Annotated in this window: 18 protein-coding genes; 9 read left to right on the forward strand and 9 right to left on the reverse strand. The window is 65.3% G+C overall.

The features are described from left to right. Positions 1-156: 156 nt before the first annotated feature. A complete protein-coding gene (locus AC628_RS01845; protein ID WP_083632527.1) occupies positions 157-432 on the reverse strand; it encodes a hypothetical protein in 276 nt (91 codons plus the stop codon). 13 nt (positions 433-445) lie between these two features. Beyond that, on the reverse strand, positions 446-910 hold the full coding sequence (locus tag AC628_RS01850; RefSeq protein ID WP_074125072.1) for a hypothetical protein: 465 nt from the start codon (positions 908-910) through the stop codon (positions 446-448). 614 nt (positions 911-1,524) lie between these two features. Here AC628_RS01850 and AC628_RS01855 point away from each other — a divergent pair. The 7 genes from AC628_RS01855 (at position 1,525) to AC628_RS01885 (ending at position 10,025) form a co-directional block, all read left to right on the forward strand. Further along, positions 1,525-1,614 (forward strand): K(+)-transporting ATPase subunit F, encoded by a 90-nt coding sequence (locus tag AC628_RS01855; RefSeq protein WP_016846764.1) that lies wholly within the window; start codon positions 1,525-1,527, stop codon positions 1,612-1,614. Between the two features lie 119 nt (positions 1,615-1,733). Next, the gene (gene kdpA / locus AC628_RS01860) at positions 1,734-3,437 is read left to right on the forward strand and encodes a potassium-transporting ATPase subunit KdpA (protein WP_074125073.1); all 1,704 of its coding nucleotides are present in this window, start codon (positions 1,734-1,736) and stop codon (positions 3,435-3,437) included. Positions 3,438-3,460: 23 nt separating this feature from the next. Then, positions 3,461-5,572, forward strand: coding sequence for a potassium-transporting ATPase subunit KdpB (gene kdpB, locus AC628_RS01865; protein ID WP_074125074.1), 2,112 nt, complete (start codon positions 3,461-3,463; stop codon positions 5,570-5,572). Positions 5,573-5,685: 113 nt separating this feature from the next. Beyond that, positions 5,686-6,291, forward strand: a complete 606-nt coding sequence (locus tag AC628_RS01870) for a K(+)-transporting ATPase subunit C (protein ID WP_074125075.1) — start codon at positions 5,686-5,688, stop codon at positions 6,289-6,291. A gap of 39 nt (positions 6,292-6,330) precedes the next feature. Continuing rightward, on the forward strand, positions 6,331-9,042 hold the full coding sequence (locus AC628_RS01875) for a DUF4118 domain-containing protein (protein ID WP_074125076.1): 2,712 nt from the start codon (positions 6,331-6,333) through the stop codon (positions 9,040-9,042). Further along, positions 9,039-9,728, forward strand: coding sequence for a response regulator (locus AC628_RS01880; RefSeq protein WP_074125077.1), 690 nt, complete (start codon positions 9,039-9,041; stop codon positions 9,726-9,728). Before AC628_RS01875 ends, AC628_RS01880 begins: the two co-directional genes overlap by 4 nt. A gap of 54 nt (positions 9,729-9,782) precedes the next feature. Continuing rightward, on the forward strand, positions 9,783-10,025 hold the full coding sequence (locus AC628_RS01885) for a DUF6496 domain-containing protein (protein WP_074125078.1): 243 nt from the start codon (positions 9,783-9,785) through the stop codon (positions 10,023-10,025). A gap of 117 nt (positions 10,026-10,142) precedes the next feature. Here the strand turns inward: AC628_RS01885 and ku are convergent, their stop codons facing one another. Continuing rightward, positions 10,143-11,030, reverse strand: coding sequence for a non-homologous end joining protein Ku (ku, locus tag AC628_RS01890; RefSeq protein WP_074125106.1), 888 nt, complete (start codon positions 11,028-11,030; stop codon positions 10,143-10,145). Between the two features lie 106 nt (positions 11,031-11,136). Between ku and ligD the strand changes: the two genes are divergently transcribed. Then, a complete protein-coding gene (gene ligD / locus AC628_RS01895; protein WP_074125079.1) occupies positions 11,137-13,764 on the forward strand; it encodes a DNA ligase D in 2,628 nt (875 codons plus the stop codon). A 171-nt stretch (positions 13,765-13,935) separates the two neighbouring features. On the opposite strand, the gene AC628_RS01900 is transcribed toward ligD, so the two are convergent. Continuing rightward, the gene (locus AC628_RS01900) at positions 13,936-14,100 is read right to left on the reverse strand and encodes a DUF3309 family protein (RefSeq protein WP_074125080.1); all 165 of its coding nucleotides are present in this window, start codon (positions 14,098-14,100) and stop codon (positions 13,936-13,938) included. A gap of 165 nt (positions 14,101-14,265) precedes the next feature. Here AC628_RS01900 and AC628_RS01905 point away from each other — a divergent pair, with 165 nt between their 5' ends. Continuing rightward, on the forward strand, positions 14,266-14,574 hold the full coding sequence (locus AC628_RS01905; protein ID WP_074125107.1) for a polyhydroxyalkanoic acid system family protein: 309 nt from the start codon (positions 14,266-14,268) through the stop codon (positions 14,572-14,574). Between the two features lie 9 nt (positions 14,575-14,583). Here the strand turns inward: AC628_RS01905 and treY are convergent, their stop codons facing one another. From treY to treS, 5 genes are read right to left on the reverse strand one after another with little or no spacing between them, the layout of a single operon-like run. After that, the gene (treY, locus tag AC628_RS01910; protein ID WP_074125081.1) at positions 14,584-17,367 is read right to left on the reverse strand and encodes a malto-oligosyltrehalose synthase; all 2,784 of its coding nucleotides are present in this window, start codon (positions 17,365-17,367) and stop codon (positions 14,584-14,586) included. 4 nt (positions 17,368-17,371) lie between these two features. Continuing rightward, positions 17,372-19,123, reverse strand: a complete 1,752-nt coding sequence (gene treZ / locus AC628_RS01915; RefSeq protein ID WP_074125082.1) for a malto-oligosyltrehalose trehalohydrolase — start codon at positions 19,121-19,123, stop codon at positions 17,372-17,374. After that, entirely contained in the window at positions 19,120-21,192 is a 2,073-nt protein-coding gene (gene glgX, locus AC628_RS01920; protein ID WP_074125083.1) for a glycogen debranching protein GlgX, read from the reverse strand. Before glgX ends, treZ begins: the two co-directional genes overlap by 4 nt. Before the next feature lie 3 nt (positions 21,193-21,195). After that, positions 21,196-23,343 (reverse strand): 1,4-alpha-glucan branching protein GlgB, encoded by a 2,148-nt coding sequence (glgB, locus tag AC628_RS01925; RefSeq protein WP_074125084.1) that lies wholly within the window; start codon positions 23,341-23,343, stop codon positions 21,196-21,198. Continuing rightward, positions 23,340-26,645, reverse strand: coding sequence for a maltose alpha-D-glucosyltransferase (gene treS / locus AC628_RS01930; protein ID WP_074125085.1), 3,306 nt, complete (start codon positions 26,643-26,645; stop codon positions 23,340-23,342). The genes glgB and treS overlap by 4 nt, the downstream gene beginning before the upstream one ends. Positions 26,646-26,654 lie beyond the last annotated feature (9 nt).

Genomic DNA, 26,654 nt, shown 5'->3' on the forward strand with positions numbered 1-26,654 from the left:
TGTTTCTGACGCGTTTTCTTCACGCGAACCGGCATCCACTTCGCTCGAAAACGCTACAGTCACAGTCACGCGAGCAATGTCTGTCTTGCCGGATATGAAATCGAGCGCGAAGCGCGGCCGACTTCATAGGAGCGGCATAGGATTTGAGGGATGACTTCAGGTGTGTTGGACGATGCCGGTGCCGAGCGCGCATAGCGCGACATAGGCGGTCATCTCGTCCCAGTGATTGAGGTTTGCAGCCAACGGCATTTCCCGCTTGGCGATCCCGGCGAAGGCGCAGATCACGGCCGACATCCAGAGCAGCGTGATGAGGCCCCTGCCGAAGCCCGCGCCGGCGAATACGGCAAAGCCGATCATGATGGCAAGCCGGAAACCGAACCGGACCATGACCTGGACCGATTGCAGCTGCCGCGGCAATTGTTTCGCGTTCACGATCGTGTCGCCGTCAGCCGATATTGTCGACCAGCAGCGGCTCGTACAGCGTGCGCGGTTCGCGACGGACGGTCGGCACGCTGGTGCGGTTCTCGTGCGTCGAGATCCGCTGCGCCTCGACGAAGCCGGAGAGGATCGCGAGCGCGAGATCCGTATGGTGGGTCTCGATCGACTGGTCGAGCCAGTCGGGCAGCTCGCGTTCGCGTGACAGCGCGCAGTGCCACTCGCCCTCGTCATAGACCAGGCGGCGGATCTGCCATTGCGGCAGCTCGAGATCGAGCAGCGCGATCGCGGCGTCGGTCCAGGCGCCGGACTGGATCAGGCGCTCGACGCGGGAAGTTTTCCCGCTCTGCGTGACCGAAGGAAAGCGCCGGCAGGTCTGGTTGACGATGTCGGCCATGAACTCGGCTGTAACAGCATAGGCGTCGCGCAGCCGTTCGCCGAGGTCGGTGGTGGTGTTTTGCGATAGCACGGACATGGCGTCATCTCGTCTTGCGCACGGCCCAAAGCATTGGCCGCAGGCCCAAAATGGCGGGAGTGCCATTTGAAAACGAGATGAGGGAAGGGGCCGAGATATAGGGATTCCATAAAGATGGAACCGGCCCTTCTTCACCCTCCCCCACAAGGGCCCTGGAAGGGGAGGGTCGCTTCACATCGCGTCAGCGATGCGAAGCGGGGTGGGGTGACGGTCCCTCCGCGTCCAACAGTGCCCGTGTTGCGAGATCATCCGACCCCGGTTCGCATTCCGCCTCGCTTCATGCGTACCGACCCTTCCCCTCCAGGGGAGGGTAGAAGCAACCGCAAGCGTTTGCACGACGCATCGGGATTCGTTGCCACGCCAGGACGACAGCGGAGAGCGGCTCGGCACTTATACGATTCCTATAACGTCCCTATGCGCCACCTCTCGAAAACCTATGCCCCGGATGGCACCTCACGGCGATCCGGTGCGGAGCGCTTATACGGTCGCCCGCGCCCCTCGGATGCATTGGAGTCTCTCATGATGGACATTCTCATGGCGGCGCTCGCGATCGGCTTCTTCGCGGCCGGCATCGGCTACGCCTACGCCTGCGAACGGCTGTAACGGAGGCGGCGATGATCTTCGATTACTCGCTCGCCGGCCTCGTCTCGCTCGGCCTGTTGTTCTACCTCACCTACGCATTGCTGCGGCCCGAACGCTTCTAGTCGGCCCGCGATGCTCACGCTCTGCCAGATTCTGTTAGCCGACGCGGTGCTGACCGGGCTGTTGCTCGGCGTGTTCGCGTCGCTGCTGCGCTTCGCACCCATTCGAAAGGTTTGACGCGATGACCGTCATCGGCTGGATTCAAATACTTCTGTTTTGCGCGATCGTGATCGCGCTGGTCAAACCCGTCGGCTGGTACATGACCCGCGTGTTCAACGGCGAGCGCACGTTCCTCTCCCCGGTGCTGCGCCCGGTCGAGCGCGGCATCTACTGGGTCGGCGGCGTCGACGAGGGGCGCGAGCAGCACTGGCTGACCTATACGGTCGCCATGCTGCTGTTCCATGTCGGCGGCTTCGCGCTGATTTACGGCCTGATGCGGCTGCAGGCGGTGCTGCCGTTCAACCCGGCCGGACAGACGGCGGTTGCCGAGGATCTCTCCTTCAACACCGCGATCTCCTTCATCACCAACACCAACTGGCAGAACTACGGCGGCGAGAGCACGCTGTCCTATCTGGTCCAGATGCTGGGCCTGACCCACCAGAACTTCCTGTCGGCGGCGACCGGCATCGCGCTCGCGATGGCGCTGATCCGCGGCTTCACCCGTTCGTCGATGCGCACGGTCGGCAATTTCTGGGTCGATGTCACGCGCTGCACGCTCTATGTGCTGCTGCCGATCTGCATCGTCTACACGCTGTTCCTGGTCTGGCAGGGCATGCCGCAGACCCTCGGGGCTTATGTCGACGCCACCACGCTGGAGGGCGGCAAGCAGACCATCGCGCTCGGACCGGTTGCCTCGCAGGTCGCGATCAAGATGCTCGGTACCAATGGCGGCGGCTTCTTCAATGCCAACGCCGCGCATCCGTTCGAGAACCCGACCGCGCTGTCGAACCTGGTGCAGATGATCTCGATCTTCGCGCTGGGCGCCGCGATGACCAACGTGTTCGGTCGCATGGTCGGCAACGAGCGCCAGGGCTGGGCGATCTTCGCCGTGATGGGCATCCTGTTCGTCGCCGGCGTCGCCGTCACCTATTGGGCGGAAGCCAACGGCACCTCGGCGCTGCAGGCGCTGGGTCTTTCCGGCGGCAACATGGAGGGCAAGGAGGTCCGCTTCGGCATCGTGGCGTCCTCGCTGTTCGCCGTCGTCACCACCGCGGCGTCCTGCGGCGCGGTCAATGCCATGCATGACAGCTTCACCGCGCTCGGCGGCATGATCCCGCTGATCAACATGCAGCTCGGCGAGGTCATCATCGGCGGCGTCGGTGCCGGCCTCTACGGCATGCTGCTGTTCGTCGTGCTGGCGATCTTCGTCGCCGGCCTGATGGTTGGCCGCACCCCGGAATATGTCGGCAAGAAGATCGAGGCGCGCGAAGTCAAGATGGCGATGCTCGCGATCCTTGTGCTGCCGCTGATGTATCTCGGCTGGACCGCGGTCGGCGTGGTGCTGCCGTCGGCGGTGGCCTCGATGGCCAACGCCGGCCCGCACGGCTTCACCGAGGTGCTCTATGCCTACACTTCGGGGACCGGCAACAACGGTTCGGCGTTCGCGGGCCTCACCGGCAACACCCTGTTCTACAATCTGACGCTCGCGATGGCGATGTTCGTCGGCCGCTTCTTCATGATCGTGCCGGCGATGGCGATCGCAGGCTCGCTGGTCGAGAAGAAGTCGATCCCAGCTTCGGCGGGCACGTTCCCGACCACCGGCGGGCTGTTCGTCGGCCTCGTCATCGGCGTGATCCTGATCATCGGCGGTCTGACCTTCTTCCCGGCGCTGGCGCTTGGGCCGATCGTCGAGCACCTCGCCATGAACGCCAACACCCTGTTCTGATCGAATTGTCCGGAGTGACATCCATGGAAACCACAAGACTGCAGAAGCAGGTGACGGCGTCGACCATGCTCGATCCGAAGATCCTGGTGCCGGCGATCAAGTCGGCCTTCGTCAAGCTCGATCCTCGCCTGATGGCAAAGAACCCCGTGATGTTCGTGGTCGAGGTCGTGGCGGCGCTGACCACGATCATCTTCGTGCGCGATCTCGTTACCGGCAACGCCAATCTCGGCTTCACCTTCCAGATCATTCTCTGGCTCTGGTTCACGGTGCTGTTCGCGAACTTCGCCGAGGCGGTCGCTGAAGGCCGCGGCAAGGCGCAGGCGGAGTCGTTGAAAAAGACGCGCACCGAGAGCCAGGCCAAGCTGCTCACGGGCACCGACCGGACCTATCGCATGGTGCCCGGCACCTCGCTGAAGGTCGGCGACATCGTGCTGGTCGAGGCGGGCGACAACATCCCGTCCGACGGCGAGGTGATCGAAGGCGTCGCCTCGGTCAACGAGGCCGCGATAACCGGTGAATCCGCGCCGGTGATCCGGGAATCCGGCGGCGATCGTTCGGCGGTCACCGGCGGCACCCAGGTGCTGTCGGACTGGATCCGTGTCCGCATCACCGCAGCCCAAGGCTCGACCTTCATCGACCGCATGATCAAGCTGGTCGAGGGCGCCGAGCGGCAGAAGACGCCGAACGAGATCGCGCTCAACATCCTGCTGGCGGGCCTCACCATCATCTTCGTGTTCGCCACCGTGACGATCCCGAGCTACGCGGCCTATGCCGGCGGCTCGATCTCGGTCGTGGTTCTGGTCGCGCTGTTCGTCACCCTGATCCCGACCACGATCGGCGCGCTGTTGTCGGCGATCGGCATCGCCGGCATGGACCGCCTGGTGCGCTTCAACGTGCTGGCGATGTCCGGCCGCGCGGTGGAGGCCGCCGGCGACGTCGACACGCTGCTGCTCGACAAGACCGGCACCATCACGCTCGGCAACCGCCAGGCGACCGCGTTCCGTCCGATCCGTGGCGTCTCCGAGCAGGATCTCGCCGACGCGGCGCAGCTCGCCTCGCTGGCCGACGAGACGCCGGAAGGCCGCTCGATCGTGGTGCTCGCCAAGGAGAGATACGGCATCCGCGGCCGCGACATGCACGAGCTTGCCGCGACCTTCGTGCCGTTCACGGCGCAGACCCGGATGAGCGGCATCGATGCCGGCGCAATGTCTGTCCGTAAGGGCGCGGTGGACGCCATCCTCAGCTATGTCGACGGTGGCGCGCCGCGTGCGGTTGCTTCCGGCAATACGGTCCGCGCGGTCGCTGCGACGATGAGCGCAGAGGCGCGCGAGATCCAGGCCATTGCCGACGAGATCGCCAAGGCCGGCGGCACGCCGCTGGCGGTGGCCAAGGACGGCAAGCTGCTCGGGGTCGTGCACCTCAAGGACATCGTCAAGGGCGGCATCCGCGAGCGCTTTGCCGAATTGCGCCGCATGGGCATCCGCACCGTGATGATCACCGGCGACAACCCGATGACCGCCGCCGCGATTGCGGCCGAGGCCGGCGTCGACGATTTCCTGGCGCAGGCAACGCCCGAGGACAAGCTCAAGCTGATCCGCGACGAGCAGTCCAAGGGGAAGCTGGTCGCGATGTGCGGCGACGGCACCAACGATGCGCCGGCGCTCGCGCAGGCCGACGTCGGTGTCGCCATGAACACCGGCACGCAGGCGGCCCGCGAGGCCGGCAACATGGTCGACCTCGACTCCAACCCGACCAAGCTGATCGAGGTGGTCGAGATCGGCAAGCAGCTGTTGATGACCCGCGGCGCGTTGACCACATTCTCGATCGCCAACGACGTCGCGAAGTATTTCGCGATCATCCCGGCGATGTTCCTCGCGTTCTACCCGCAACTCCAGGTGCTGAACGTGATGCACCTGGCGAGCCCGCAGAGCGCGATCCTGTCGGCGATCATCTTCAACGCGCTCATCATCATTGCGCTGATCCCGCTGGCGCTGAAGGGCGTCAAGTATCGCGCGGTCGGTGCCGGTGCGCTGCTCAGCCGCAACCTGATGATCTACGGCCTTGGCGGCATCATCATCCCGTTCATCGGCATCAAGGCGATTGACCTCATCGTCGCCGCCTTGGGCCTGGCTTAACCACAACCGTCATTGCGAGCGCAGCGAAGCAATCCATCTGTCCGCGAACAAAGTGTGGATTGCTTCGTCGCTTCGCTCCTCGCAATGACGGAGCAAAATTCGGAGACAACATCATGCTCAGAGAAATCCGCCCCGCCATCCTGGTGCTGGTCCTGCTGACCGCGATCACGGGCCTTGCCTATCCGCTCGCCATGACGGCGATCGCCGGCGTCATCTTTCCGAGGCAGGCGCAAGGCAGCCTGATCGAGAAGGACGGCAAGGTGATCGGCTCCGCCCTGATCGGGCAGGAGTTCAAGGAGGACAAATATTTCCACGGCCGGCCGTCGGCGACGGTGGCGCCCGATCCGAACGATTCCACGAAGACCGTGCCGGCGCCCTACAACGCGGCCAATTCCGGCGGCTCCAACCTCGGCCCGACCAGCAAGGCGCTGAACGACCGGGTCAAGGAGGATGTCGAGAAACTGAAGGCGGAGAACCCGACCGCCAGCGTGCCGGTCGATCTTGTCACCACCTCGGCCAGCGGGCTCGATCCTGACATCTCGCCGGACGCTGCGCTGTTCCAGGTGCCGCGGGTCGCCAAGGCGCGCAGCATGTCGGAGGATGCAGTGCGCGAACTGGTGACGCAGAACACGCAAGGCCGCTTTGCCGGCGTGATCGGCGAGCCCCGCGTTAACGTTCTTGCGCTCAACCTGGCGCTCGACGCGGCAAACGCGAAATAGGGGAGTAGGCCCGCTCTCGCAGGATGACTATATTGCGGTATGGCCAATCAGCGTGACCCCCATAAACGACCCTCGCCGGATGCGCTGCTGGAGGCGGCGCGCCGGGAGACCGATCGATCGGGGCGGCTGAAGATCTTCATCGGCGCCGCCCCCGGCGTCGGCAAGACCTACGAGATGCTCTCGAGCGCCCACGCCCGCCTCAAGGCGGGCGTCGACGTCGTGGTCGGCGTCGTCGAAACCCACGGACGGATGGAGACCGAGGCCCTGCTCAGGGGCCTCGAAGTGGTGCCGCGCAAGCGGCTGGCCTATCGCGACCAGACCCTCGAGGAGATGGACCTTGACGCGCTGATCGCGCGGCGCCCCCAGCTCGCGCTGGTCGACGAGCTGGCCCATACCAACGCGCCGGGCAGCCGGCATCCCAAGCGCTATCTCGACGTCGAGGAGTTGCTGTCGCACGGCATCGACGTCTACACCGCGATCAACATCCAGCACATCGAGAGCCTGAACGACGTCGTCGCACAGATCACCCATGTGCGCGTGCGCGAGACCGTGCCCGACTCGGTGGTCGATCGCGCCGACGCCATCGAGCTGATCGACCTCACGCCCGACGATCTGATCCAGCGGCTGAAGGAGGGCAAGGTCTATGTGCCGAAGCAGGCCGAGCGAGCGCTGGAACATTATTTTTCGCCCGGCAATCTCACCGCGCTGCGCGAGATGGCGCTGCGCCGCACCGCCGAGCGGGTCGACGAGCAGCTGCTCAACCACATGCAGGCCAATGCGATCGCCGGCCCCTGGGCCGCCGGCGAGCGCATCCTGGTCTGCCTGAGCGAGGACCCGCGCGCCGCCGGCCTCGTGCGCTACACCAAGCGCCTGGCCGACCGGCTGCATGCGCAATGGACCGCCGTCAGCATCGAGACGCGGCGCAGCCTGCAGCTGACCGACGAGCAGCGTGACCGGCTTGCCGACACCATGCGGCTTGCGGAATCGCTCGGCGGTGAGGCACTGACGCTTCCCGGCGTCGGCCGCCGCATCGCCGACGACGTCATCAATTTCGCCCAGGCCAACAACGTCACCCAGATCATCATCGGCAAGTCGACGCGCTCGCGCTGGTTCGAGCTGACGCACGGCTCCGTGGTGCATGATCTGGTGCGCCGCGCCGGCAATATCAGCGTCAACGTGATCGCCGGCGACGAGCTGCCGGTCGGCAAGGCCGCAGTGCAGACCGCGCAGCGGCAGGAGCCGTTCAACCCGCGGCCCTATCTGATGGCGCTGCTGCTGACGGCGATCGGGCTCGGCGCGGCCAAGCTGATCCAGCCGGTCTTCGGCATCGAGAATGTCGACCTCGTCTTCATCACCGCGGTGGTCGGCGCGGCGGCGCGCTACGGCCTGTGGCCGTCGCTGCTGGCCAGCGTCGCGGCGTCGCTGTGCTACAATTTCTTCTTTCTGCCGCCGGTCTATACCTTCACCATCACCGACCCGACCAACGTCGCGGCGTTCTTCTTCTTCATGCTGATCGCGCTGCTGGTCTCCAACGTCGCGGCGCGGGTGCGCACCCAGGCCGACACCGCGATCGGCCGCGTCCGCACCACCGAATCGCTCTACGCCTTCAGCCGCAAGCTCGCCGGCACCGCGACGCTCGACGACGTGTTGTGGGCGACCGCCTACCAGATCGCGCTGATGCTCAAGGTGCGCGTAGTGCTGCTGTTGCCGGAAGACGGGATGCTGACCGTCAAGAGCGGCTATCCGCCCGAGGACCAGCTCGACCAGGCCGATCTCGCCGCCGCCAATTGGGCCTGGGGCAACGATCGCCCGGCCGGCCGCGGCTCGGACACACTGCCGGGCGGCAAGCGGCTGTTCCTGCCGATGCGCACCGGCCGCGGTCCGATCGGCGTGATCGGCATCGACGACGACCGCACCGGGCCGTTGCTGACGCCGGACCAGCGCCGGCTGCTCGATGCGCTGGTCGACCAGGGCGCCCTCGCAATCGAGCGCGTGCTGCTGGTCGAGGACATGGACCGCGTCAAGCGGACGGTGGAATCCGACCGGCTGCGCGGCGCGCTTCTGACATCGATCTCGCACGACCTCAAGACGCCGCTGGCCTCGGTGCTCGGCTCGGCCTCGGCGCTGCGCGATCTCGGCGCGAACCTCAGCGATGCCCAGAAGCATGATCTGCTCGCAACCGTGATCGATGAGTCGGAGCGGCTCAACCGCTTCATCGCCAATCTGCTCGACATGACCAAGCTGGAGTCAGGCGCGATCGTGCCCAACACCGCGCGGCACGATGTCGGCGAGATCGTCGGCAGCGCGCTACGTCGTGCCGCCAAGATCCTGGTGCATCACCGTGTGTCGCTGGAACTCGCTGGCGACCTGCCGATGCTGGAGCTCGACGCCGTGCTGTTCGAGCAGGTGCTGTTCAATTTGCTGGACAACGCCGCCAAATATGCCCCGTCGGACACCACGATCTCGATCCGCGGCGCGCGCGACCGCGATGGCGTGACGCTGCAGATCCTGGACGAGGGCAACGGCATTCCTGCCGCCGAGCTCGAAAGCGTGTTCGACAAGTTCTATCGCGCCGAGAAGGGCGACCATGTCCGTCCCGGCACCGGCCTTGGCCTGGCGATCTCGCGCGGCTTCGTCGAGGCGATGCGCGGCACGATCGCGGCGGCCAACCGCTCCGACCGGAGCGGCGCCGTCATCACCATCCGCCTGCCGATCCCGGCCGACACCAACGCGCTGGACACCGCTGCATGAACGCAACGCCGATCAAGGTCCTGGTCATCGACGACGAGCCGCCGATCCGCAAGCTGCTGCGGATGGGGCTGAGCACGCAGGGCTACGACGTCCTCGAGGCGTCAAACGGCAAGCTGGCGCTGGAGATGCTGGCCGAGGGGCCGGCGCTGATCATCCTCGATCTAGGGCTGCCCGATATCCAGGGCCACGACCTCCTGCGCATGATCCGCGGCCGCAACGAGAGCGTGCCGGTCGTGGTGCTGTCGAGCCGCGGCGACGAGGCCGGCAAGGTGCAGGCGCTCGACCTCGGCGCCGACGATTATCTGACCAAGCCGTTCGGGATGGATGAATTGCTGGCGCGGCTGCGGGCGGCGCTGCGCCACCAGCTGCAGGTGCAGGGCGAGCGGCCGGTGTTCCGCTCCGGCGATCTCTCGGTCGATCTGGTGCGCCGGATCGTCAAGGTCGGCGACAAGGAGATCAAGCTGTCGCCGAAGGAGTATGACCTGCTGCGCGTGCTGGTGCAGCACGCCGGCAAGGTGCTGACCCATCGATTCCTCTTGAAGGAATTGTGGGACGAGCTGACCGATGCGCAGTATCTGCGCGTCTATGTGCGCCAGCTCCGCCAGAAGATCGAGGCTGATCCCGAGCGGCCGCAATTCGTGCTGACCGAGACCGGCATCGGCTATCGGCTGCGCGCGGCGGATTAGCTTCGGAACCTTCGCTCCGATCGAGGCTTGTTTTCCCTTACCGGGAGAGAAGCCATGGCAAGAAAATACTCGCGGAAGGCATCTGATGATGTCGAGCGTGTGATGAAGAAGCGCAAGGCCGGAACGCTGCGCAGCGGCCGCTCCAAGAAGAAGGTGAAGAGCCGCAAGCAGGCGATCGCGATCGGCCTGTCGGAGGCGCGCGCCAAGGGACGCAAGGTGCCGAAGAAGGCGTCCAAGAAGAAGACCGCGAAGACGCGGAAGACGGCCAAGAAGCGCAAGGCCGCGAAGAAGCGGTAAAGATAGCCGAACCTGTCCAGCCGTCATTGCGAGGAGCAAAGCGACGAAGCAATCCATCTTTCCGCACGCGCGGAGAGATGGATTGCTTCGCTTCGCTCGCAATGACGGGGAGGGAGTTCAGCCCGCCTTCCGCCGCTGCGCGCTCGAGCGATGCGCTTTCTTCGCCGCACGGCGGTGCGACGCCGGACGTCGCGGGCTCGAGCCCGGCCGCCTTGCGCCGCCCTTGCGGTCCTTCAAGCTCTGCTTCAGCGCGTCCATCAGGCTCACCACATTGCTCGGCTTCTCCTCGCGCTCGGCCGCCTTGATCGGCTTGCCGGCGGCCTTGCGGCGGACCAGCGCCTTCAGCGCGGTCTCATACTCGTCCTTGAATTTCGACGGGTCGAAATGCGCGGCCTTGCTGTCGAGGATGTGGCCGGCGAGTTCGATCATGTCCTTGGTTACCTTCGGGCTCTTGATATCGTCGAAATAATCGTCGGCGTCGCGTACCTCGTAAGGGTAGCGCAGGGTGGTGCCGAGCATGCCCTTGTCGAGCGGCTCGATCGCGATCACGTGCTCGCGGTTGGTCAGCACGATCCGGGCCAGCGCGACGCGGTCCTGGTCCTTCATGGCGTCGCGGATCACCGCGAAGGCGTCGACCCCGGCCTTGCCGTCGGGCCGGATGTAATAGGGGTGGTCGAGATAGCGCTTGTCGATCTCGCCCTCGGGCACGAAACTGTCGATATCGATGGTGTGGTTGCTCTCGATCTGGACCGCCTCGAGCTCGTCCTTTTCAATCTCGACATATTTGCCCTTGCTCACCTCGTAGCCGCGGCCCTTCTGGTCGCCCTCGACGATATCGCCGGTCTCGGTATCGACCATCTGCTGCTTCAGCCGGTTGCCGGTGTCTCGGTTGATCATGTGGAAGCGGGTTTTCTTGACCGTGGTCGAGGCCGGGTAGAGCGCCACCGGGCACGACACCAGCGAGAGTTTGAGCGTGCCTTTCCAGTAGGCGCGGGGAGCCGCCATGATCGTCTCCAAACAGCTTGAGTTTGGAACTTGAACGGATACCGTAGGTTTTGGTTCCTGACGGCCGCGCGCCCGCGGCGGCCGCCATTTGCGCCGAGGCCCGCACGTGTCGCTGAGAAACCTCACCACCTATCGCAAGAAGCGCGACTTCGAGAAGACCAGCGAGCCGTCGGGCGACGTCAAGGTCGCACCAGCGAAGCAACGGCGCTTCGTGATCCAGAAGCACGACGCGACCCGGCTGCATTATGATTTCAGGCTGGAGTTCGACGGCGTCTTCAAGTCCTGGGCGGTGACGCGCGGGCCGTCGCTCGATCCCCATGACAAGCGGCTGGCGGTCGAGGTCGAGGATCATCCGCTCGACTATGGCGATTTCGAAGGCACGATTCCTGAGGGCCAGTATGGCGGCGGCACCGTACAGCTGTGGGATCGCGGCACCTGGGAATCGGATGATCCCGAGCGCGGCTTCAAGAAGGGCGATCTGAAGTTCACGCTGCACGGCGACAAGCTGCATGGCAGCTGGGTGCTGGTGCGGATGAAGAACGACCGCTTCGGCGGCAAGCGCACCAACTGGCTGCTGATCAAGCACCGCGACGAATATGCCGTGGAGGGCAACGGCGAAGCGATCCTCGACGAGGACCGCTCGGTCGCCTCCGGCCGCTCGATGGCCGAGATTGCCGCTGGCAAGGGCCGGGCGCCGAAGCCGTTCATGCTGGCGAAGGGAAACGGCAAGGCCAAAGCGGACGCGGTCTGGCAGTCCAATCACGGCATGGCCGCGGATGCGCGCGCGCGGACCAAGGCGCCGGCGCCCAAAGAAAAACTGAAGGCAAACTTGAAGGCGCCGCCGAAGGCGAAACTGAAGCAGGTCGCGGAGATGCCGGATTTCGTCTCGCCGCAGCTCTGCGCCGCGGTCGAGAACCCACCGAATGCTGCGGGCTGGTGCCACGAGATCAAGTTCGACGGCTACCGCGTGCAGCTGCGGATCGAGGACGGCGAGGCTGTGCTGAAGACCCGCAAGGGGCTCGACTGGTCCGACAAGTTCGGCGCGATCGTGAGGGAGGCCCGCAAGCTGCCCGATGCCCTGATCGACGGCGAGATCGTCGCGCTCGACAGGAACGGCACGCCGCATTTCTCGACGCTGCAGGCGGCGTTGTCGGACGGCAAGACGGACCAGCTGATCTTCTTCGCGTTCGACCTGCTGTTTGCGGGCAAGGAGGATCTCCGCGCGCTGCCGCTCACCGAGCGCAAGGCGCGGCTAAAGGCGCTGCTTGCGGCGCGCAAGGGCAGCCTGGTCCGCTATGTCGAGCATTTCGAAGAGCGCGGCGATGCCGTGCTGGATTCGGCGCGCAAGCTCGGCCTGGAAGGCATCGTCTCCAAGCGGCTCGGCGGCGCCTATCGCTCCGGGCGCTCCGACGACTGGACCAAGGCGAAAATCCGCGCCGGCCAGGAGGTCGTGATCGGCGGCTGGAAGACCACCAACGGCAAATTCCGCTCGTTGATGGCCGGCGTTTATCGCGGCGAGCATCTCGCCTTCGTCGGCATCGTCGGCACCGGCTTCGGCCAGGACACCGTCCGCCGCATCATGCCGGCGCTGAAGGCCGCGGCATCCGACACCAGCCCGTTCGGCGGCAAGGATGCGCCGAAGAAGACCCGCGATGTGCATTGGCTGAAGCCCGAGCTCGTCGCCGAGATCGAGTTCGCCGGCTGGACCGACGCCGGCAATATCCGCCAGGCCGCGTTCAAGGGCCTGCGCCAGGACAAGCCTGCGCATGAGGTCGAGGCCGAACGGCCGGTCGTAACCAATTTGGTGAAGCCGATGACGAAAGGGAAAGCGTCCAGCGCGGTGATGGGTGTCGCGATCTCGCACCCGGACAAGGCATTGTGGCCCGACGCCGGCGACGGGACGCCGGTGACCAAGCTCGATCTCGCCAACTATTTCGAGGCGGTCGGCGAATGGATGATCGGCTATCTCAAGGGCCGGCCGTGCTCGATCGTGCGCGCGCCCGACGGCATCAAGGGCGAGACCTTCTTCCAGCGCCATGCGATGGCCGGCACGTCGAAGCTGCTGAAGCTCGCCAAGGTGTCCGGCGATCGCAAGCCCTATCTTCAGATCGACCAGGTCGAGGGGCTTGCTGCGGTCGCGCAGCTCGGCGGCCTCGAGCTGCATCCCTGGAATTGCGCACCCGATGCCTATGACACGCCGGGCCGGCTGGTGTTCGATCTCGATCCCGCACCCGACGTCGCGTTCTCCGACGTGATCGACGCCGCCAAGGACATGCGCCAGCGGCTGACCGCGGTCGGCCTCGAGGGTTTCTGCAAGACCACCGGCGGCAAAGGCCTTCACGTCGTGGCGCCGCTGCTGTCAGGCGCGAAGGACAAGGTGACCTGGAAGGAGGCCAAGGCGTTCGCGCAAGGCATCTGCCAGTGGATGGCGCAGGATGATCCCGAGCGCTATCTGATCAACATGTCGAAGGCCAAGCGCACCGGAAAGATCTTTCTCGACTATCTGCGCAACGACCGGCTCTCGACCGCGGTCGCGGTACTGTCGCCGCGGGCGCGTCCGGGCGCCACGGTGTCGATGCCGCTGACCTGGACCCAGGTGCGCGGCGATCTCGATCCGAAGAAATACACGGTCCGCTCCGTGCCGGCGCTGCTCGCGAAGACCAAGGCCTGGGACGGCTATGGCGAGGCGGCGTCGTCGATCAAGGCGGCGATGAAGAAGCTCGCGGCGCGGTGAGAATTGTCGCAATTATGCGTCTTCGCCGATGCTCGTCATACCCCGCGAAAGCGGGGTATCCAGTACGCCGCGGCTCATCGGTTCAATCATCAACGTCTCCGGAATACTGGATCGCCGGCTTTCGCGGGTGATGACAGGCGTTGATGCGGATAGTCCGCGGCACACGCGACGCTATAGCCGCCCGAGCAGCAGCAGGATCAGGAGGATCACGATCACGAGGCCGAGGCCGCCGCCGCCGTAATAGCCGGTGCCATAGAACGGTCCGCCGCCGATGCCGCTGAAGCCGCCAAGCAGTGCGATGATCAGAATAATAAGAATGATCGTTCCAAGTGACATCTCAATCCTCCTCAGCCCCGCGGGCCTGTCGTCTCTGCCCTTCGGGGGAGGAAACAACCCGCAACTATGAAGGTTCCGGGTCGAGCGGCGTGATAAAGCCGTGTGGTCTTCCGTTTGCGATGGAACGGAATTACATGAGCGGAATCCATGGAGGAGTGCACCGCGATGTCGGCTCCGCTGATCGTCTCGATTCCCCACAGCCTCGGCCGCGACGAGGCCATGCGCCGCCTGAAAACCGGCTTGTCGCGCGCAGCGGCGAACGTGCCGGTCATGAGCGTCGACGAGGAGCGCTGGGACGGCAATCGCATGAGCTTTCGTGTCCGCGCGCTGGGACAGGTTGCCGCCGGGCATCTCGATGTCGAGGACAACCATGTGCGCCTGGAGGTGACGCTGCCGTGGCTGCTGCAACGCTTCGCCGAGGTCGCGCAGGCCGCCATTCGGAAGAGCGGGCAGTTGCTGCTGACCAAGCGCTGATGCGCGGCGCTAGCTGTGCAGGCGCGCACGCCTTGCGGCTTGCTTCGCACCCGCCGCGGCCTTCGCCTTCAGCACCGCGACCGGCAGCTTTGCGAACAGCGTCGCGAGCTGAATGCTGCTGTCGCCGCCCGGGAGCGCGTATCCGGTCAGGTCGATCTCACCTTCAAAGGCTTCAGGGCGTGGCCAGCTGCGTCCGCCCTGCGTGAAAGGTGCAAATGATTTCGCCACCGCGACGATGGCCGCCTCGCGGCCATGGCGCCTTGCGAAGGCGACGACATGATCGCGATGCGGGCCGCTGACGGTGAGCGGTTCGTAGTCGCCGCTGGTGAAGACTTCGGGGAGTTCGTTGCGCAATCGCAGCAGATGCCGCGTCCATGCGAATTTCAGGCGGCCGTCGCGCCAGCTCTCTGTCAACGCATCCCAATCCGGCGCTTCCAGCGCGGCGAGCAGCTCCGCACGTTCGGCAAAGTCGACCGGGCGGCGGTTGTCGGGGTCGACAAGCGAAAGATCCCAGCTTTCGGTGCCCTGGTAGAAATCCGGCACGCCCGGCATCGTCGCCTTCAACGTGATCTGGCTGAGCGAGTTCAGCGCGCCGATCAGCGCGGTACGCCGCGCCAGCGTGTCCAGCGCGTCGAGGAATTCGGGCGAGGTCTTGCGATCGAGGATCCGGTCGATGAAGGTCTTCACGCCGGCCTCATAAGGCTCGTGCGGATTGAGCCAGCTGGTTTCCTGCTTGCCTTCGCGCGCCGCCTTCAGCGCATAGGCCTGGATTCGCGCGAGCAGCGATGGATCGTCCGGGTCCCAGGCGCCGAGCAGGGCCTGATAGAGCATGTATTCGAACGTCGCCGACGGCGCGCGCATCTCGCCATTCAGCACCAGATGCGGCGCGTTCAGCACCTTCCAGCGCGCCACCGCGCTGGTCCATTCGCCGGGGATCTCCGCCAGCGCCATGATCCGGGCGCGGGCATCCTCGCCTCGCTTGGTGTCGTGGGTCGCGGTCGATGTCATGCCGTGCGGCCATTCGCGGCCACGAACCTGCATCATACTGTGGAAGGTCGCAGGCGCGATCGCGCTCGCCGCTGGATCGCCGCCGACCTCGTTGAGCGCCAGCAGGCGGTGGTAGCGGTAGAACGTGGTGTCCTCCAGCGACTTCGCCATCATCGGTCCGGTGAATTGCTGCACCTTCAATGCGAAGCGCCGCACCCGCGGCGTACTGTGCGGCGGCCGGCCGGGCTTCAACAGGTCCATGGTCAAGGCATCGCGCAGGAAGTCGAAAATGCCTTCGTCGGCGGCGAACCAGTCGGCGCGGGCGCGCTCGATGGTTTCGCTGATCAGCGCGCGGTCGTGCGTGGTCGGACCGGAGGCAGTGAGATAGGTGCGGTAGACCGGGAAGTGCAGCACATAGAGCTCGAGCGCCTGCCGCAGGCTGTCGGCGGAGAAGTCGCGGCTCGAATAGTGCCCGCTGGCAATGCGCGCGACGAGCCGCGCCAGCACGGTGAATTCGCTGGTCAGCAGGGTCTCCAGCACGCGGCGCTTGGCCGCACGCAGCACCGGTGTCAGGTTCGGCGACTGGTTGCTGATCTGGCGCCAGATCTCGCTCAGCGGATCGAGGCCGCTGCCATCGACCAGCACCTGGCTGATCGTGTTCATCCATTCATAGCCGGTGGTGCCGTGCACGCCGGCAAATTTCGTCAGCTTCTCGTCCTCGCCGAGGATCTTCTCGATCACCATGTAGAACGGCCTGGCCTTGGCGCCCTGCACTGATCGGATCAGGCGGCGCAGCCGCTGGAAATACTGGGCGGGATCGCGCAGGCCGTCGATGTGATCGAGCCGCAGGCCTTGCAGCCGGTCTTCCGCAATCAGCCGCTTCACGAGGCTGTGGCTCGCCTCGAAGGTTGAGGCGTCCTCGACCCTGAGGCCGGCGAGCGTGTTGACGTCGAAGAAGCGCCGATAGTTGATGTCGCTGGAGGCAAGCCGCCAGTGGCCGAGCCTGTAGTGCTGGCGTTCCAGGAGATGATGCAGCGCCAATGTCTGGGTGGGGCGATCCTCGCCCGCGCGATAGGCATCGAGCCCGCGCGCGATGGTCTCGGCACTGGCCTCGATCGGCTTGATCGCGGCCTTCAGGGCTGGCGCTTCCTTGCGGTTCGGGTGACGCAGCCCGCGATACCTGGCGGCGAGCTCAAGCAGAGCGCGTCCCGCCGCACTCTCTTCCGCACCGGCCTCGCGGACGATGGTCCGCAGCACCTCGCCATAACGCTCCGGCGCGATCGGCAGGCGGTGCTCGAAATACCACGCCGAGAAGCTGCCTTCGTTTGCGTCGAAGCGCAACTCGATCTCGCCGCGCTCCAGCGCCTGGCCATAGGACGAGCCGAGGATCGGCAGCAGCACGCCGCCGCGCGCGCGATAGGGCAGCTGGTCCCAGTCGATGTCGAAGGAGACCGCATGCGGCGACACCGGTCCCCATTCCAGCACGTCGAGCCACCACGGATTATCGGCGAAATGCACGCCGACATGGTTCGGCACGAAATCCAGGATCAGGCCGAGGTCGTTGCGCTTCAGTGCGTCGCTGAACCGTGCAAAGCCATCTTCGCCGCCGAGCTCTGGATTGAACTTGGCGTGGTCGACCACGTCATAGCCATGGGTCGAGCCCTTGCGCGCCTTCATGAAGGGCGAGGCGTAGACATGGCTGATGCCGAGCGCCTTCAGATAGGGCGCCACATTGGCGGCGGCATCGAAGTCGAAATCGGCGGTGAGTTGCAGTCGGTAAGTCGCGATCGGGATCGCCGGAGGCATTGTGCTATCCGATGTGCCAGCGCACCGCCCAGCCGGGGAGGTCGCTCGACAACGCTCCGCCCCAGATTGCAGTTCCCTTCGGTTCCGTCGTGCCGCGGATATCCCGATCCGACAAATTGGCCGTCAGCCACAGCGTGCGGCCGTCCCCCATCTGCCAATGCGCGGTCAGGAGATCGCCCGTGACACGGGCACCGCCGAAGCGCGCCCCGGTGAGCCGCGGCGTGATCTCGCGCCGCCGCACGGCGAGCAGGTCGCGCACCAGCTTAAGCCGCGCGCGGGCGGGATCGTGGCCGAGCGCCGCCCAGTCGAGCACGGCCGATCGTACCGTCTCCCCGGCAAGCGGGTCGGGAATGTCGTCGCCATATTTGGCGTAGGCCCAGGCGAACTCCTTGCGCCGCCCGGCGCGGACCGCGTTGGCGAGGTCGCCGTTGAAATCGCAGAAGAACGGGAACGGTGTCGTCGCGCCCCATTCCTCGCCCATGAACAGCATCGGCGTGGTCGGCGCGATCAACGTCACCGCCAGCGCGGCCTCGATCGCCTCCGGCTTTGCGATGCTCTCGAGCCGGTCGCCGAGCGGCCGGTTGCCGATCTGGTCGTGATTTTGCAGGAAGTTGATGAAGCAGATCGGAGGCAGCGTGCCGCTCGGCTCGCCGCGGGCCTTGCCGCCCCAGAACTCCGAGACTTCGCCCTGGTAGATGTAGCCGGACGACAATGCGCGTGCGAGGCCCTGCTTCGGCGCCCGGTAGTCGCCGTAATAGCCCTGCTTTTCTCCGGTCAGCAGCACGTGCCAGGCGTGGTGATAGTCGTCGTTCCACTGGCCGCGGAATTTGCCGTGCGGCGGGTCCTCGGCGGCATCGAGCAGGCTTGCGATGTTGTCGCCATTCTCGAGCACGAGGTTGATCTGCCGGCCGGTCTCCGTGGCGAGTTGGCCTGCGGCCTTGCTGAAGTCGTGCAGGATGGAAACCTCGCCGGCTTCGACGATGGTGTTGACCGCGTCGAACCGCAGCCCGTCGAAGCGGTAATCGCGCAGCCAGGACACGACGCTGCCGATCGCAAACGCGCGCACTTCAGGCACGCGGTAATCGATCGCGCTGCCCCACGGCGTATGCGCGTCGCTGAAGAAGGAGGGCGCATAGCGGCCGAGATAATTCCCCTCGGGGCCGAAATGGTTGTAGACCACGTCGAGCATCACCATCAGCCCACGCAGATGCGCCTCGTCGATCAGGGTCTTGAGGTCTTCGGGCCGACCGTAGGCGCTGTCGGGCGCGTACCACAGCACGCCGTCATAGCCCCAGTTGCGCCTGCCAGCAAAATCCGCCAGCGGCATCAGTTCGAGCGCGGTGATGCCGGTTGCCACCAGATGATCGAGCTTGTCGATCATGGCGCGGTAGGTACCTTCCGGCGTGAAGGTGCCGACATGCGCCTCGAGGATCACGGCCTCATGCCAGGGACGTCCGCGCCAATCCGCCGCGCGCCACTTGAAGGCGGTGTGATCGATCACCTCGCTCGGGCCGAACACGTCGTCCGGCTGGAAGGCGGAGGCGGGGTCGGGGACGTCGACGTCGTCATCGATGCGGAATTTGTAACGTGTACCGGCGCGCGCGCCGGGGATTTCGGCGACGTACCAGCCGGCCGCATCGCGTGTCAGCGTATGCGGCTTGTCGAGCAGGAGGTCGACGCGTTTCGCCGCCGGCGCCCAGAGCCGGAAGCGCGCGCCATCAGCGGTGAGTTCGGGTCCGAAATGCTGTGCGCTCATGCGGAGCCTGCGAATGCCAGCACCGAGCGCGGCGGTGCCGTGGCGTCAGCGCCGGATACGATGAGCTCGCCCGTTTGCTCCACCTTGGTCGTGTTCAAGACCTGCTGCCAGCTGTTGTATTCCGCCATCCTCGGCATCCTGAACACGATCTCCTGCGGCGCGGCATTGAGCACGATAAAGATCGGCGCCTGGCCTTGTTCCATCGGGCCCAGCACATAGGCCAGGAACCGGCTTTCCGGGAATTTCCAGTCGGATTCCTTCATTTCCTCCGCAGAGGGCGTCAGCCACAGCACGCCATAGCTGCCGTCGGTGCGGCGGCCGTCGAGCCAGCTCTGGCAGCGGATCTGGCCGAACCGCTGGCGCAGCGCGGTGAGATGACCGATGAAATCGATATCGTCATCGTCGGTGCCGAGGTTTTCCCAGCCGATCCAGCCGGTCTCATTGTCCTGGCAATAGGCGTTGTTATTGCCTCCTTGCGTGTTGGCGACCTCGTCGCCGGCGAGGATCAGCGGCGTGCCCTGTGCGAGCAGCAGGCAGGCCAGCGCATTCTTCCTGAGCTGCCGGCGCAGCGCGATGATGGTGGGATCATCGGTCGGGCCTTCATGGCCGCAATTGTTGCTGTGATTGTCGTTGGAGCCGTCGCGATTGTCCTCGCCATTGGCCTCGTTGTGCTTCTCGTTGTAGCTGAACAGGTCGGCGAGCGTGAAGCCGTCATGCACGGTGATGTGATTGACGCTGGCGCGGGTCGCGCGGTTGTCGTGGTGAAACAGATCCGACGAGGCGGTCATGCGGCCCGAGATGTCGCCGATCAGGCTGCCTTCGCCACTCCAGTAGCGCCGCATCGCACTGCGATAGCGATCATTCCACTCCGACCATTGCGACGGAAAGGCGCCGACCTGGTAGCCGCCGAGACCGAGGTCCCAGGGCTCGGCCACCATCTTGGCGGTCGCCAGCACCGGGTCCTGGCGGATCGCGGTGAGGAAGGGATGGTTGCGATCGAACCCGTTCGACCCGCGCGCCAAGGTCGTGGCGAGATCGAAGCGGAAGCCGTCGACATGGCAAACCTCGACCCAGTAGCGCAGCGAATCCATCACCATCTGCAGCACGCGCGGATGGGTGAGGTTGACCGAGCTGCCGCAGCCGGTGAAGTCGTCATAGAAGCGCGGGTTCTCGCGGTCCAGCCAGTAATAGGAGGCATTGTCGATGCCGCGGAAGCACAGCGTCGGGCCCATATGGTTGCCCTCGGCGGTGTGGTTGTAGACGACGTCGAGCAGCACCTCGATGCCGGCATCGTGCAGTCGTGCGACTGTTGTACGAAACGAGTCCAGCGCATTGTCCTGGGCGTAGCGCGCCTCCGGCGCGAAGAAGGCGATGGTGTTGTAGCCCCAGTAATTCGACAGCTTCTTCTCGACCAGCACGCGGTCGTCGATCAAGCCGTGGATCGGCAACAGCTCGATGGTGGTGACGCCGAGCCGCTTGAGGTGGTCGATCATCGCCGGCGACGACAGGCCGCCATAGGTGCCGCGCAAACTCGGCGGCACGTCCTCGCGCTTCTGCGTCAGGCCCTTGACGTGGGCCTCGTAGAGGATGGTGTCTGCCCAAGGAATCTGCGGCCGGATCTCGCGGCGGCCCCAATTGAAGGTCTCGTCGACCACGACAGCCTTCGGCATGCCGCGGGCATTGTCGCGCCGGTCAAAGGAGAGGTCCTCGCGCGCGCTGCCGGTGCGGTAGGCGAAATGCGCATCGCTCCACACCAGCCGGCCGGCGAGCCGCTTGGCGTAGGGATCGAGCAACAGCTTGTTGGCGTTGAAGCGGTGGCCGCGCTCCGGCGCGTAGGGCCCGTAGACGCGATAGCCGTAAAGCTGGCCCGGCGAGACATCGTTGAGATAGCAGTGCCAGACGTCCTCGGTGCGCTCCGGAATCTCGATCCGCTCGAGCTCGCGGCGGCCCTGGCCGTCGAACAGGCACAGCTCGACCTTCTCCGCATTGGCCGAGAACAACGCAAAATTGGTGCCTCTGCCGTCCCAGCTTGCACCGAGCCGTGCGGAGGTTCCCCCGGTCAGTCGCATGAATCAGCTTTCCGGTACGAGGAAGATCGCAGCCAGCGGTGGGATCGTCAGGCTCAGCTCCGGCGTGGCGCCTTCCGAGGCGCACACTTCACCGATATTGCCGACATTGGTGCCGCCGTAATGCGCGGAATCCGAGTTGAACACCTCGTGCCACTTGCCTGCGAACGGCACGCGGACGCGATAGTTGCGATAGACGTTGGGCGAGAAGTTCGCGACCACGAGGCAGCGTGCGCGGGCATCATTGCCCTTGCGGATCCAGGCGAACACGTTGTTGTTGGCGTCGTCGGTGACGACCCATTCGAAGCCGGCCTGGTCGCAATCGAGCTCATGCAGTGCCGGCAGCACGCGATAGAGACGATTGAGGTCGCGGACCAGGTTCTGGATGCCGCTATGCCTCGGCTGTTTTAGCAGATGCCAATCGATCGAGTAGTCGTGATTCCACTCGCGCTCCTGGCCGAACTCGCAGCCCATGAACATCAGCTTCTTGCCGGGGTGGCCGAACATGAAGCTGTAATAGGCGCGCAAATTCGCAAAGCGCTGCCAGTCGTCACCGGGCATGCGGCCGAGGATCGAGCGCTTGCCGTGCACGACCTCGTCGTGGGACAGCGGCAGGATGAAGTTCTCCGAGAAGGCGTAGTGCAGGCCGAACAGGATGTCGCCGTGATGGAATTTGCGGTGGATGGGATCCTTGCCGATGTATTTCAGCGTGTCGTGCATCCAGCCCATGTTCCACTTGTAGCCGAAGCCGAGCCCGCCATATTCGACCGGACGCGACACCTGTGGCCACGCGGTGGATTCCTCCGCGGCGGTCGTTGCCTGCGGGAAATGCGCGAACAGCTCGGTGTTGAAGCGGCGCAGGAAGTCGATCGCCTCGATGTTTTCGCGGCCGCCATATTTGTTCGGGATCCAGCCGCCGGCGGGGCGGCTGTAGTCGAGATAGAGCATCGAGGCGACGGCATCGACGCGCAGCCCGTCGATGCCGTAGCGATCGAGCCAGAACAGCGCGTTCGACACCAGGAAGTTGGTGACCTCGGTGCGCCCGTAATTGTAGATCAGCGTGCCCCAATCGAGGTGACGGCCCTGCAGCGGATTGGCGTGCTCGTAGAGCGCGGTGCCGTCGAAATTGCCGAGGCCGTGCGGATCGTCGGGGAAATGTCCAGGCACCCAGTCGAGCAGCACGGCGAGCCCTGCGCCGTGGCAGGCGTCGATCAGCGCCGCGAAATCGTCGGGCGATCCGAACCGGCTGGTCGGGGCGAACATGCCGGTCGGCTGGTAGCCCCAGGAGCCGTCGAACGGATGCTCTGATATGGGCAGGAATTCGACATGGGTGAAGCCCATGTCGCTGGCATAGGCCGGCAGCTGCTCCGCCATTTCGCGATAGGTCAGCCACTCATTGCGGCCCTTGCGCCGCCACGAGCCGAGATGGACCTCGTAGATCGACATCGGCGAGCTCAGCGCGTTGACGCGATCGGGCGCCGGGCGCGGGTGCGGGATCTTGCGCTCGTCGATCACGATCGAGGCGGTCTTCGGGCGCACCTCGGCGGCGAACGCCAATGGATCGGACTTCAGCGGCAGATGCTGGCCGTTGCGCCCGATGATCTCGAACTTGTAGTGGTCGCCGACGCGCGCCCGCGGGATGAACAGCTCCCAATAGCCCGGGCCGCGCACCCGCATCGGATGCCGCCGGCCGTCCCAGAAATTGAAGTCGCCGACCACGCTGACCCGCCGCGCATTCGGCGCCAGCACCACGAAGCCGATGCCGTCGACGCCGTCGAGCGTCATCGGATGCGCACCCAGCGTGTCGTAGACCCGCTGATGCGTGCCTTCGCCGAGCAGATAGAGATCGAAATCGCTCAGGATCGGCGGAAAGCGGTAGGCGTCCTCCAGTTCGACGACCTTGTCGCCGAACCGGGCGCGGAGCTGGTAGCGCGTCGAGCCGTTCGGCAAGGGGCCCGCGAACAGGCCGGCGTCATGGATCCGCGCCAGCGGTGCCGTCTCGCCATGCTCGCCGATCGCCTCGACATTGGCGGCATCGGGCAGGAAGGCGCGCACCACGTTGCGATCCCCCTCGGCGTGGAGCCCGAGATAGTGGAACGGATCGGAGTGGCGGCCCTCGATGATGGCATAGGCCTCGGCGGGCAGTTTGCTCATGCAACCTCATGCGGCTGTTGTGCCAAAATCCTTAACAGGCCGGTCAGCGGCACCCGCAGCCAATCCGGCCGGTTGGCCAGCTCATACTCGATCTCGTAGAAGGCTTTCTCAAGCAGGAAAAAGCTGAGCAGGCGGTCGGCGTCCTTGGCGCGTGCGGGCCACAGGCGCTGGCCGGCCATGGTCTCGCGATAGGCGGCCAGGAGGGCGTCCGTGGCCTGGTCGCGCCATTCGGCCAAAGCGAGGCTCAACCTGCCGCTCTCGTCGGGTGAAACCTTGAGCGCGCGTTCCAGCGCCGCCGTGGCCGCATAGTCGATCGAGCGGATCAGGCCGGCGACGTCGCGTGCCGCCGGCGCCTTGCGGCGCCGCTCGGCGATGGTGCGGCCCGGCCCACCGTCGAAATCGATGATGAAGACGTCGTCCTTGACCACCAGCAGCTGGCCGAGATGCAGGTCGCCATGATGGCGGATGTTAAGCCCGTCGCTCTCGCGCGGCAGCAGCGCCTTTAGCCGCTCCGGCAGCATGTCGTGCTGGGCCTGCAACTGATCCGCCAGCAGCCGGTCGGCCTCCTTCAGGGAGCCGCGCCGTTGCTTCAGCGTGTCGAACACGCGCTCGGCGCGCGCCATGATCTCGTCGTTCCAGCGTTGCAGATCCTCGGGCCTGGTCGGCTCCGGCGCGAAGTCCGGCAGGTCGCGGTTGCTGGCGAGCGCGATGTGCAGCTCGGCGAGACGCTTTCCGCCATGTGACAAGTGGCGCAGATAGGTGGCGTGATCGCCGTTCTCCTCCGGGTTTTCGCTCGCCGCAAGCAGGCGCTGTCGCTCCACGAGGCGGTCGAGGTGCAAGGCGCCGACATTCCAGAGGTCACCCTGGTTGACCACCATGGCGTGCAGCACCGCGATCGCGCTACGATTGTCGCCGTCCACCAGTTCCGAGGTGCCGAGCAACGCGGGCGTGTTGGGGAAATTGACCACTTCGGTGAGGAAGCGGCCCATCTCGATCTCAGGATTGATGCCGACCTCGAGCTTCCGGTAGATCTTGGTGACATACTCGTTGTCGACCAGCGCGGTCGAATGCGGCTGATCGTTCTCGAAGACGCGGATGCGCTCGGGCTGCCGCACCGGGCGGTCGGAAAAGCGGCTGGTCGGCCGGAATTCGAGCTTCAGGCCCTGCTCGCCCTCGTTGACCGTGAGGTTTTCCCGCAAGTTGCGCAGGAACAGGCCGGTGAAGATCTGGTCGGTGGCGACATCGAGCAGCGTGCCCTCGCGCGCGCCCTGACGGACGGCGGCGAACGCGCGCGGGTTGTAGCGCTCGCGGTCGAAGCGCACCCACTCGATCTGCATCGGCAGCACGTAGCGGCTGGTGTTACCGCGCTCGGTGGTTTCGAAGAAGATCAGCCAGGGCCGGTTGTCGCCGACGTCGCAGAACGGGATCGCCGACACCAGCGCCGGCTGGATCGCCTTGGCGGAATGCTCCGGGTACCAGCGCATCCGGGCGAGATGGCCGGGAAGCACGTCGTGCTCGAACACGCCGCGCTCCCGCGCCAGCGACGTCCAGGTCGAATTCAGCGGCACCACCAGGGTCTCGAATTCCGGCACCGCGCGCGGCGTCACCGGCTCGGACTTGTCGCGCTCCTGCAACTGGAACCAGTAGAAGCCGTACGGCGCCAGCGTGATCATGTAGGGCAATTCGCCGATCGCGGGGAAGCGCGTGCGTCCCAGCATTTCGAGCGGAATGCGGTCCTTGAAGGCGGAGAGGTCGAGCTCGGTCGCCTGCGCCGAGCGCGACAGATTGGCGACGCACAGGATGACCTCGCCCTGATATTGCCGGACATAGGCCAGCACCGAGCGGTTCTCGGGGCGGATGAAGGTCATGGTGCCGCGTCCGAACGCCAGCGTCGACTTGCGCACCGCGATCAGCCGCTTGGTTGCCGACAGCAGCGACGACAGGCTGCGCGACTGCGCCTCGACATTGACGGCCTCGTAGCCGTACACCGGGTCCATGATCATCGGCGCGTAGAGCCGCGCCGGGTCGGCGCGCGAGAAGCCGCCGTTGCGGTCCGGCGACCATTGCATCGGCGTCCGCACCCCGTTGCGGTCGCCGAGATAGATGTTGTCGCCCATGCCGATCTCGTCGCCGTAATAGATGATCGGCGTGCCGGGGAACGAGAGCAGCAGCGAGTTCATCAGCTCGATCTTGCGCCGGTCATTGTCCATCAGCGGCGCAAGGCGGCGGCGGATGCCGACATTGATGCGGGCGCGCGGGTCGTTGGCGTAGGTCGACCACAGATAGTCGCGCTCGACGTCGGTGACCATTTCCAAGGTCAGCTCGTCGTGATTGCGCAGGAACAGCGCCCATTGGCAGGCCGACGGGATGTCGGGCGTCTGCCGCAGGATGTCGGTGATCGGAAAGCGATCTTCCTGGGCGATCGCCATGTAGATGCGCGGCATCAGCGGGAAGTGATAGGCCATGTGGCATTCGTCGCCATGGCCGAAATATTCCTGCACGTCCTCCGGCCATTGATTGGCCTCGGCCAAAAGGATCTTGCCCTTGGCATAGGCGTCGAGCTCCTGGCGCAGCCGCTTGATGATGGCATGCGTCTCCGGCAGGTTCTCGTTGTTGGTGCCGTCGCGCTCGCACAGATAGGGAATGGCGTCGAGCCGGAAGCCGTCGACGCCGGTGTCGAGCCAGCGCTTCATCACCTGCACGATGGCGCGCACGACGCGCGGATTGTCGAAGTTCAGATCCGGCTGGTGCGAGAAGAAGCGGTGCCAGTAGAACTGGCCGGCCTCAGGATCCCAGGTCCAGTTCGACTTTTCCGTGTCGGTGAAGATGATCCTCGTATCGAGGTATTTCTGGTCGGTGTCGCTCCAGACGTACCAGCTGCGCGCGCTCGAATTCGGCGGGCTGCGGCGCGCGCGCTTGAACCAGGCATGCTGGTCCGAGGTGTGGTTGACGACGAGCTCGGTGATGACGCGCAGGCCACGCTTCTTGGCTTCCTGGATGAAGCGCTTGAAGTCCTTCATCGTCCCGAAATCGGGATTGATGTCGCCATAATCGCCGATGTCGTAGCCGTCGTCGCGGCCGGGTGAGGGATAGAACGGCAGCAGCCACAGCGCGGTGACGCCGAGCTCCTGCAGATAGCCGAGCTTCTCCGTCAGCCCCGCGAAGTCGCCGATGCCGTCATTGTTGCTGTCGGCAAACGCCTTGACGTGCAGCTGGTAGATGATCGCGTCCTTGTACCACAGCTGGTCCGTGGTCTCGGTCGCGACCTTCGCCTCGGTATTGACGGAGGAGAATACGTTCATGACGGCTCC

The organism is Bradyrhizobium sp. NAS96.2 (assembly GCF_001908235.1).
Lineage (GTDB): Bacteria > Pseudomonadota > Alphaproteobacteria > Rhizobiales > Xanthobacteraceae > Bradyrhizobium.

What these genes read in the sequence shown, in the direction of transcription:
- AC628_RS01850 (WP_074125072.1), bottom strand. Translation starts at nt 910, where the DNA reads ATGTCCGTGCTATCGCAAAACACCACCACCGACCTCGGCGAACGGCTG.
- AC628_RS01855 (WP_016846764.1), top strand. Translation starts at nt 1,525, where the DNA reads ATGATCTTCGATTACTCGCTCGCCGGCCTCGTCTCGCTCGGCCTGTTG.
- kdpA (WP_074125073.1), top strand. Translation starts at nt 1,734, where the DNA reads ATGACCGTCATCGGCTGGATTCAAATACTTCTGTTTTGCGCGATCGTG.
- kdpB (WP_074125074.1), top strand. Translation starts at nt 3,461, where the DNA reads ATGGAAACCACAAGACTGCAGAAGCAGGTGACGGCGTCGACCATGCTC.
- AC628_RS01870 (WP_074125075.1), top strand. Translation starts at nt 5,686, where the DNA reads ATGCTCAGAGAAATCCGCCCCGCCATCCTGGTGCTGGTCCTGCTGACC.
- AC628_RS01875 (WP_074125076.1), top strand. Translation starts at nt 6,331, where the DNA reads ATGGCCAATCAGCGTGACCCCCATAAACGACCCTCGCCGGATGCGCTG.
- AC628_RS01880 (WP_074125077.1), top strand. Translation starts at nt 9,039, where the DNA reads ATGAACGCAACGCCGATCAAGGTCCTGGTCATCGACGACGAGCCGCCG.
- AC628_RS01885 (WP_074125078.1), top strand. Translation starts at nt 9,783, where the DNA reads ATGGCAAGAAAATACTCGCGGAAGGCATCTGATGATGTCGAGCGTGTG.
- ku (WP_074125106.1), bottom strand. Translation starts at nt 11,030, where the DNA reads ATGGCGGCTCCCCGCGCCTACTGGAAAGGCACGCTCAAACTCTCGCTG.
- AC628_RS01900 (WP_074125080.1), bottom strand. Translation starts at nt 14,100, where the DNA reads ATGTCACTTGGAACGATCATTCTTATTATTCTGATCATCGCACTGCTT.
- AC628_RS01905 (WP_074125107.1), top strand. Translation starts at nt 14,266, where the DNA reads ATGTCGGCTCCGCTGATCGTCTCGATTCCCCACAGCCTCGGCCGCGAC.
- treY (WP_074125081.1), bottom strand. Translation starts at nt 17,367, where the DNA reads ATGCCTCCGGCGATCCCGATCGCGACTTACCGACTGCAACTCACCGCC.
- treZ (WP_074125082.1), bottom strand. Translation starts at nt 19,123, where the DNA reads ATGAGCGCACAGCATTTCGGACCCGAACTCACCGCTGATGGCGCGCGC.
- glgX (WP_074125083.1), bottom strand. Translation starts at nt 21,192, where the DNA reads ATGCGACTGACCGGGGGAACCTCCGCACGGCTCGGTGCAAGCTGGGAC.
- glgB (WP_074125084.1), bottom strand. Translation starts at nt 23,343, where the DNA reads ATGAGCAAACTGCCCGCCGAGGCCTATGCCATCATCGAGGGCCGCCAC.
- treS (WP_074125085.1), bottom strand. Translation starts at nt 26,645, where the DNA reads ATGAACGTATTCTCCTCCGTCAATACCGAGGCGAAGGTCGCGACCGAG.